The following is a 6,168-nucleotide window of genomic DNA, read 5'->3' as shown; positions in this document are numbered from 1 at the left end:
ATGTGGTTGGTGCGCTGCTGGATGGATTCGATGCGGTGATGATCCGGCCCCCGGCACGGCTGTTGTCGCGACAACTCCTGGGTTGTCGCCCGAACTCCGGGTGGTCGCCCGCAGCGCCGTCTCCGAGAAACGTCGGGCGCGGCCCGCCGCGTGGTGGTCTGACCGGCCGGTCCGCCGATCCGCCTGCGGCCGGGCCGGCCCAGCGGTGGACCTCGCGACGTCGGCTGAGCAGTCGCGATGCCTTCGCAAAGCAGTGAAACTACGCGAAGGACGTGAATCGCACGTAGCATTCGTGGCAGCGGCAGCGACGGCGGTGGGGGCGGAGGACCGGGGACGGGAGCGCGCGATGACCGGATTCGGAGTCCACTCGGAGGTCGGCAGGCTGCGCAAGGTGCTGGTGCACCGGCCGGACCTGGCGCTGCGGCGGCTCACCCCCTCCAACCGCGGGGAGCTGCTCTTCGACGACGTGCTCTGGGTGGAGCGCGCGCAGCAGGAGCACGACCAGTTCGTCGCCGAGCTGCGCGCCCGCGACATCGAGGTGTTCCTGCTGCACGACCTGCTCACCGAGGCGCTGAAGTCGCCCGAGGCCCGCGAGTGGGTCATCGGGCACACCGTCAGCCCGTACACGGTGGGCCCGGCGATGGTCGACGCGGTGCGCGAGGCGCTGGCGAACATGGACCCGAAGACGCTGGCCACCCACCTCACCGGCGGGGTGACCCGGGCCGAGCTGATGCAGTTCGCCGACGACGGCCTCACCACGCGCTCGCTGACCGCGGCGACCACGGTCGGCTCCCAGTTCGTGCTGCCGCCGCTGCCCAACCACCTGTTCACCCGGGACACCTCGTGCTGGATCTACGAGGGCGTCTCGCTGAACCCCATGTTCTGGCCCGCGCGGCAGCTGGAGACCGTCAACCTGGGCACCGTCTACCGCTTCCACCCGATGTTCCGGCAAGAGAAGATCAATTTCTGGTACCCGGACGCGGGCAAGGACGAGCACGACGAGTTCGACATCCAGTCCTTCGGGCGCTCGTCGATCGAGGGCGGCGACGTGATGCCGGTCGGCAACCGCACCGTCCTGATCGGCATCAGCGAGCGCACCACCGCGCAGATGGTCGAGAACCTCGCGCAACGGCTGTTCCAGCGCGGGGCCGCCGAGCGGGTCATCGCGGTGCAGCTGGAACGCAAGCGCCAGTTCATGCACCTGGACGTGGTGTTCACGTTCATGGACCGCGACACCGTCACCGTCTACCCGAAGGTCATCGACGGCACCACGGCGTACAGCATCCGGCCCGGCGACAAGCCCGGCACGCTGGACATAACGCCGGAGGACAGCTTCCTCGGCGCGGTCGCCCACGCCATCGGGCTGTCCCACGAGAAGGACCTGCGGGTCGTCACCACCGGCGGCGACGAGGCGCAGCAGGAGCGCGAGCAGTGGGACTGCGCCAACAACGTGGTCGCGCTGTCGCCCGGCGTGGTCGTGGCGTACTCGAAGAACGTCTTCAGCAACCAGAAGTACCGCGACGCGGGCATCGAGGTCGTCGAGATCGACGGCTTCGAGATCGGCAAGGGCCGCGGCGGCGGGCACTGCATGACCTGCCCCCTGCTGCGCGACCCGTAGCCGCGGGGGCTCAGCGGGCGCGTCGCGCCTTCCACTGGCGTACCACGTCGTCGGCGTCGATCAGGGACAGCGCCACCGCGGGGCCGGCCAGCTCACCGCGGTGCGCCCGCACGATCCGCGCGTTCAGCTCCGCGACGTACGCGCGTACCGCCTGCTCGCTGGCCTTCTTCACCAACGTGTCGGGCAGGTCCTCCAGGTCGCGGCGCAGCAGCAGGGTCGCCGGGATCGCCGAGCTGAGGTTCTCCCGCTGGACCAGGTCGCGCAGCCACCAGTCCTCCGGCAGCGTCTCCCCCGCGCCCGGCAGCGGCTTGCCCGCGCCCGGCAGGTCGTCGAACTCGCCGCGCTCGGCCGCCTCCCGGATCTGCCGGTCGATGCTGGACTCGTACCAGTGCGTCACCGCCGCCCCCCTCGAAAGATCGGCTGCTGCCCCCGAATCTACCCCGGTGACGGAAATCGCTTGCTCGGCGTCCGGGCGGCGGCGCTATCGTCTACGGCATGCAGCAGCACGCCAACGCCACGACGACGCCGGGACTCCCCGGCGCTCGCACGCGTTGACCTGCTGATCTTTTAGTCGACCGTCGGCCCCGGGGCACACGCCCCGGGGGCCGACGCGTGTCCGCCCCCGTGTGCCCGGTGCCGCACCACTCCAGGAGCACACCGTGAAGGACCACCGCCGGCTCGGCCGCGAGCTCGAGATCTACCACTCCGACCCGATGGTCGGCGCCGGGCTGCCGCTGTGGCTGCCCGCGGGCGCCGCCGCCCGCCACGCCATCGAGGAGTACGTCCGCGAGCAGGAACGCCTCGCCGGATACCAGCACGTCTACTCCCCGCCGCTGGCCAAACGCCGGATGTACGCCAGGTCGGGCCACCTGGCCAAGTTCGCCGACGACATGTTCCCGCCGCTGGCCGAGCCGGGCGAGCCCGCCGACGAGGCGCTGATGCTGCGCCCCAGCCTGTGCCCGCACCACGCGATGGTGTTCGCCTCGCGCGGCCGCTCCTACCGCGAGCTGCCCGTCCGCATCGCCGAGCTGGGCGGCATGTACCGCGCCGAGCGCTCCGGCGTGGTCGGCGGGCTCGGCCGGGTGCGCGCCATCTCGCTCAACGACGCCCACGTCTTCTGCTCGCTCGACCAGGTCGGCGCGGAGGTGGCGCTGGTCCTGGCCATGTGCGCCCGCATCCACCCGGCGCTGGGCTTCGCCGCCGACGGCTACCGGCTGTCGCTGCGCGGCCCGGGTGCGGCGTACCTCGGCTCGGACGAGGCCTGGGACCGCGCCGAGTCGTTGCTGCGCGACGCGCTCGTGCAGGCCGGGGTGCCGTTCGAGGAGGCGCCGGGCGAGGCCGCCTTCTACGGCCCGAAGATCGACATTCAGGTGCGCGACCTCGCCGGCCGTGAGTCCACCCTGGCCACCGTGCAGGTCGACTTCGCGCAGCCGGAGCGCTTCGACCTGTCGTACACCGACCGCGACGGCAGCGCCGCCCGTCCGGTGATGGTGCACCGCAGCATCGTCGGCAGCATGGAACGCCTGATGGCGCACCTGCTGGAGGTCCACCAGGGCGCGTTCCCGGCCTGGTACGCCCCCGTGCAGCTCGCCGTCGCCCCGGTCGCCGAGGGCCAGGACGCCGCCGCCCGCGCCTTCGCCGACGCCGCGCGGCACGCCGGCCTGCGCACCGAGCTGCTCCTGGACGGCTCCCTCGGCCTGCGCATCCGCACCGCCGCCCAGCGCAGACTGCCGTACCTGGCCGTCATCGGCTCCCGGGAGGCCGCCGCGGGCGAGGTCTCACTCCGCCTGCGTGACGGCCGGCAACTGCCACCCATGCCGCACGCCGAGGCCCTGTCCCACATCACCGCCGCCACCCGCCCCTGACGAAAGGAAGGGCACCTTCTTAACGCCACACGTAGCGGAAGGTGCCCTTCTTAACGGGTCGGCCGTCCCCCGGTCGCCGTCGTGACAGCGACCTCGGCGCGCTTCGCGCGGTTAGCAGGGTAGAAACCCCGCTTTCAAGGAGGAACCGCCCATGAGGTCGCCGCGCGTGCTCGGTTACGGGCTCGGAGTATGGCTCGGCATGGTCGCCATCTCGCTGCTCCTGCTGCCCGCCGAGGGCAAGCACGAGGCGCTGTACGAGTCGATCAAGCTGACCACCATGGTCGGGCTCGTGTCCGGGTTCGCCATCCGGTACCTGTACCGCCGCCCCACCGCCACCGGACCCGAGGGCGTGCTGGTAGGCCTGCTCTGGGCCGCCGTCACGGTCGCCGGCGACCTGGGCCTGTACCTCGGCGGCGCGTTCAACATCGGGCTCGACGTCTACTTCACCGACGTCGCGTCCTCGTACGCCGTGCTGCCGGTGATCACCGGCCTGATCCTGGGCCTGCTGGCGCCCCGGCCCCGGCTCGAGCGCACGCCCGACCCGGCCGACTTCGTGGCCCCCCACCTGATCGACCGGGAACCGAGCACGCCCACGCCCGCCGCGGCCCCGGTCCTCGTGGCGGCCTCGACGGCCCAGCCGTCGGCGGCAGGCGCGGCAGCCGCAGCCGGTGCGGGCGGCGTCTTCGCCGGCGTGCCCGGCGTATCCGGCATGGCGGGCGTCTCCGGCGTGGCCGCTCCCGCGGCGGTCGCGGCGGCGGACCACGCCCAGCAGACCGCGGCGGCCCCGTCCGGCGCCCTCGCGCACCCGCTCACCACGCCGATCCCGGTGACCGCTCCGGTCAGCGCGGTGTACCGCGACGAGCAGGACAAGCCGCCGTACATCCCGGTCGGGAATTGCTGACCCGTCGGTGAGGTTACGGCGGGTACGGCGTTGATCGCCCGACTTGCCAGGCAACTGGGCGAAAGCGGGCGCGGGATACGCCCATGTGCCTGGCAAGTCGGACGATCGGCGGGGCCGGGAGTGGTCTGGGTCACACCGAATGGTTGAGGGAACAACCAGGTGGGCCACGGACTTGAGTCAGTCAGACTCAAGTTAAGAGGTGTCACAGATGACCACTCTCCCCGTACTTCCCCTGGACGACGCGGTACTGCTGCCCGGCAACGTGGTGGCCGTGGCGCTGCAGCCGGACACCCAGGCCGCGATCGACGCGGCACGGGCGGCCGGGGACAAGACCGTGCTGGCCGTGCCCCGCCTCGACGGCGAGTACGGCTCGTTCGGCGTCACCGCGGTGATCGACAAGGTGGGCCGCCTGCCCAGCGGCGAGCGTGCCGCCGTGCTGCGCGGCGTCACCCGGGCCCGCATCGGCTCCGGCGTGCCCGGCCCGGGCGCGGCGCTGTGGGTCGAGGCGACCGAGGTCACCGAGCCGGAACCGGCCGGCCGGGCCAAGGAGCTGGCCCGCGAGTACAAGGCGCTGGTCACCGCCGAGCTGCAGCAGCGCGGCGCGTGGCAGATCATCGACGCGGTCGAGCGGATGACCGACCTGAGCGAGCTGGCCGACTCGGCCGGCTACGCCCCGTGGCTGACGCTGGCGCAGAAGGTGGAGCTGCTCGGCTCGCCGGACGTGACCGCGCGGCTGGAGCTGCTGGTCGGCTGGGCGCGTGAACACGCCGCCGAGCAGGAGGTCTCCGAGAAGATCAACAGCGAGGTGCGCGAGGGGCTGGAGAAGTCCCAGCGCGAGTTCCTGCTGCGCCAGCAGCTCGCCGCGATCCGCAAGGAGCTGGGTGAGGACGAGCCCGAGGGCTCGGCCGACTACCGGGCTCGCGTCGAGGCCGCCGACCTGCCCGAGAAGGTGCGCGAGGCGGCGCTGCGCGAGGTCGGCAAGCTGGAACGGGCCAGCGACGCCTCCCCGGAGACGAGCTGGATCCGCACCTGGCTGGACACGGTGCTGGAGCTGCCGTGGAACACGCGCACCGAGGACAACACCGACCTGGCCGCGGCCAAGGCGGTGCTCGACGCGGACCACACCGGCCTCGACGACGTCAAGGACCGGATCCTGGAGTACCTCGCGGTGCGCAACCGGCGCGCGGCCCGCAACCTGCAGGTCGTCGGCGGGCGCGGCTCCGGCGCGGTGCTGGCCCTGGCCGGCCCGCCCGGCGTGGGCAAGACCAGCCTCGGCGAGTCCGTGGCGCGGGCCCTGGGCCGCAAGTTCGTCCGGGTCTCCCTCGGTGGCGTACGCGACGAGGCGGAGATCCGCGGCCACCGGCGCACGTACGTCGGCGCGCTGCCCGGCCGCCTGGTGCGGGCGCTGCGCGAGGCCGGCTCGATGAACCCGGTGGTGCTGCTCGACGAGGTCGACAAGATCTCCGCGGGGTACGCCGGCGACCCGGCCGCCGCCCTGCTCGAGGTGCTCGACCCGGCGCAGAACCACACGTTCCGCGACCACTACCTCGAGGTGGACCTCGACCTGTCCGATGTGCTGTTCCTGGCCACCGCGAACGTGGTGGAGACCATCCCCGGCCCGCTGCTGGACCGGATGGAGCTGGTCACCCTGGACGGCTACACCGAGCAGGAGAAGGTCGCCATCGCCCGCGACCACCTGCTGCCCCGGCAGCTCGACCGGGCGGGCCTGACCGCCGACGAGGTGTCGGTCAGCGACGGCGCGCTGGGCGCGATCGCCGCCGAGC

At 72.5% G+C, this 6,168-nt stretch carries 5 protein-coding genes; 4 read left to right on the top strand and 1 reads right to left on the bottom strand.

Annotated features, from left to right (window positions below; genetic code table 11):
* The first annotated feature begins 346 nt into the window (after nucleotides 1–346).
* On the top strand, nucleotides 347–1,618 hold the full coding sequence (locus tag AB0J67_RS38525; protein ID WP_363490347.1) for an arginine deiminase: 1,272 nt from the start codon (nucleotides 347–349) through the stop codon (nucleotides 1,616–1,618).
* Between the two features lie 10 nt (nucleotides 1,619–1,628).
* Here the strand turns inward: AB0J67_RS38525 and AB0J67_RS38520 are convergent, their stop codons facing one another.
* Nucleotides 1,629–2,015, bottom strand: a complete 387-nt coding sequence (locus AB0J67_RS38520; RefSeq protein WP_363490345.1) for a DUF1992 domain-containing protein — start codon at nucleotides 2,013–2,015, stop codon at nucleotides 1,629–1,631.
* 229 nt (nucleotides 2,016–2,244) lie between these two features.
* Between AB0J67_RS38520 and thrS the strand changes: the two genes are divergently transcribed.
* From thrS to AB0J67_RS38505, 3 genes are all read left to right on the top strand, one after another.
* A complete protein-coding gene (gene thrS / locus AB0J67_RS38515; protein ID WP_363490343.1) occupies nucleotides 2,245–3,483 on the top strand; it encodes a threonine--tRNA ligase in 1,239 nt (412 codons plus the stop codon).
* Between the two features lie 151 nt (nucleotides 3,484–3,634).
* Nucleotides 3,635–4,384 carry a hypothetical protein gene (locus AB0J67_RS38510; protein ID WP_363490341.1) on the top strand — a complete coding sequence of 250 codons (750 nt, stop codon included), beginning with the start codon at nucleotides 3,635–3,637 and terminating at the stop codon, nucleotides 4,382–4,384.
* A gap of 208 nt (nucleotides 4,385–4,592) precedes the next feature.
* Nucleotides 4,593–6,168: AAA family ATPase (locus AB0J67_RS38505; RefSeq protein WP_363490339.1), on the top strand; the 1,576-nt coding region annotated here is incomplete at its 3' end.

It is taken from the genome of Catellatospora sp. NPDC049609 (assembly GCF_040675365.1).
Classification (GTDB): Bacteria; Actinomycetota; Actinomycetes; order Mycobacteriales; family Micromonosporaceae; genus Catellatospora.
This window is presented reverse-complemented; position numbering and strand designations above follow the sequence as displayed.

Coding starts and splice junctions, on each gene's coding strand:
- AB0J67_RS38510 (WP_363490341.1), top strand. CDS start 3,635: ATGAGGTCGCCGCGCGTGCTCGGTTACGGGCTCGGAGTATGGCTCGGC.
- AB0J67_RS38525 (WP_363490347.1), top strand. CDS start 347: ATGACCGGATTCGGAGTCCACTCGGAGGTCGGCAGGCTGCGCAAGGTG.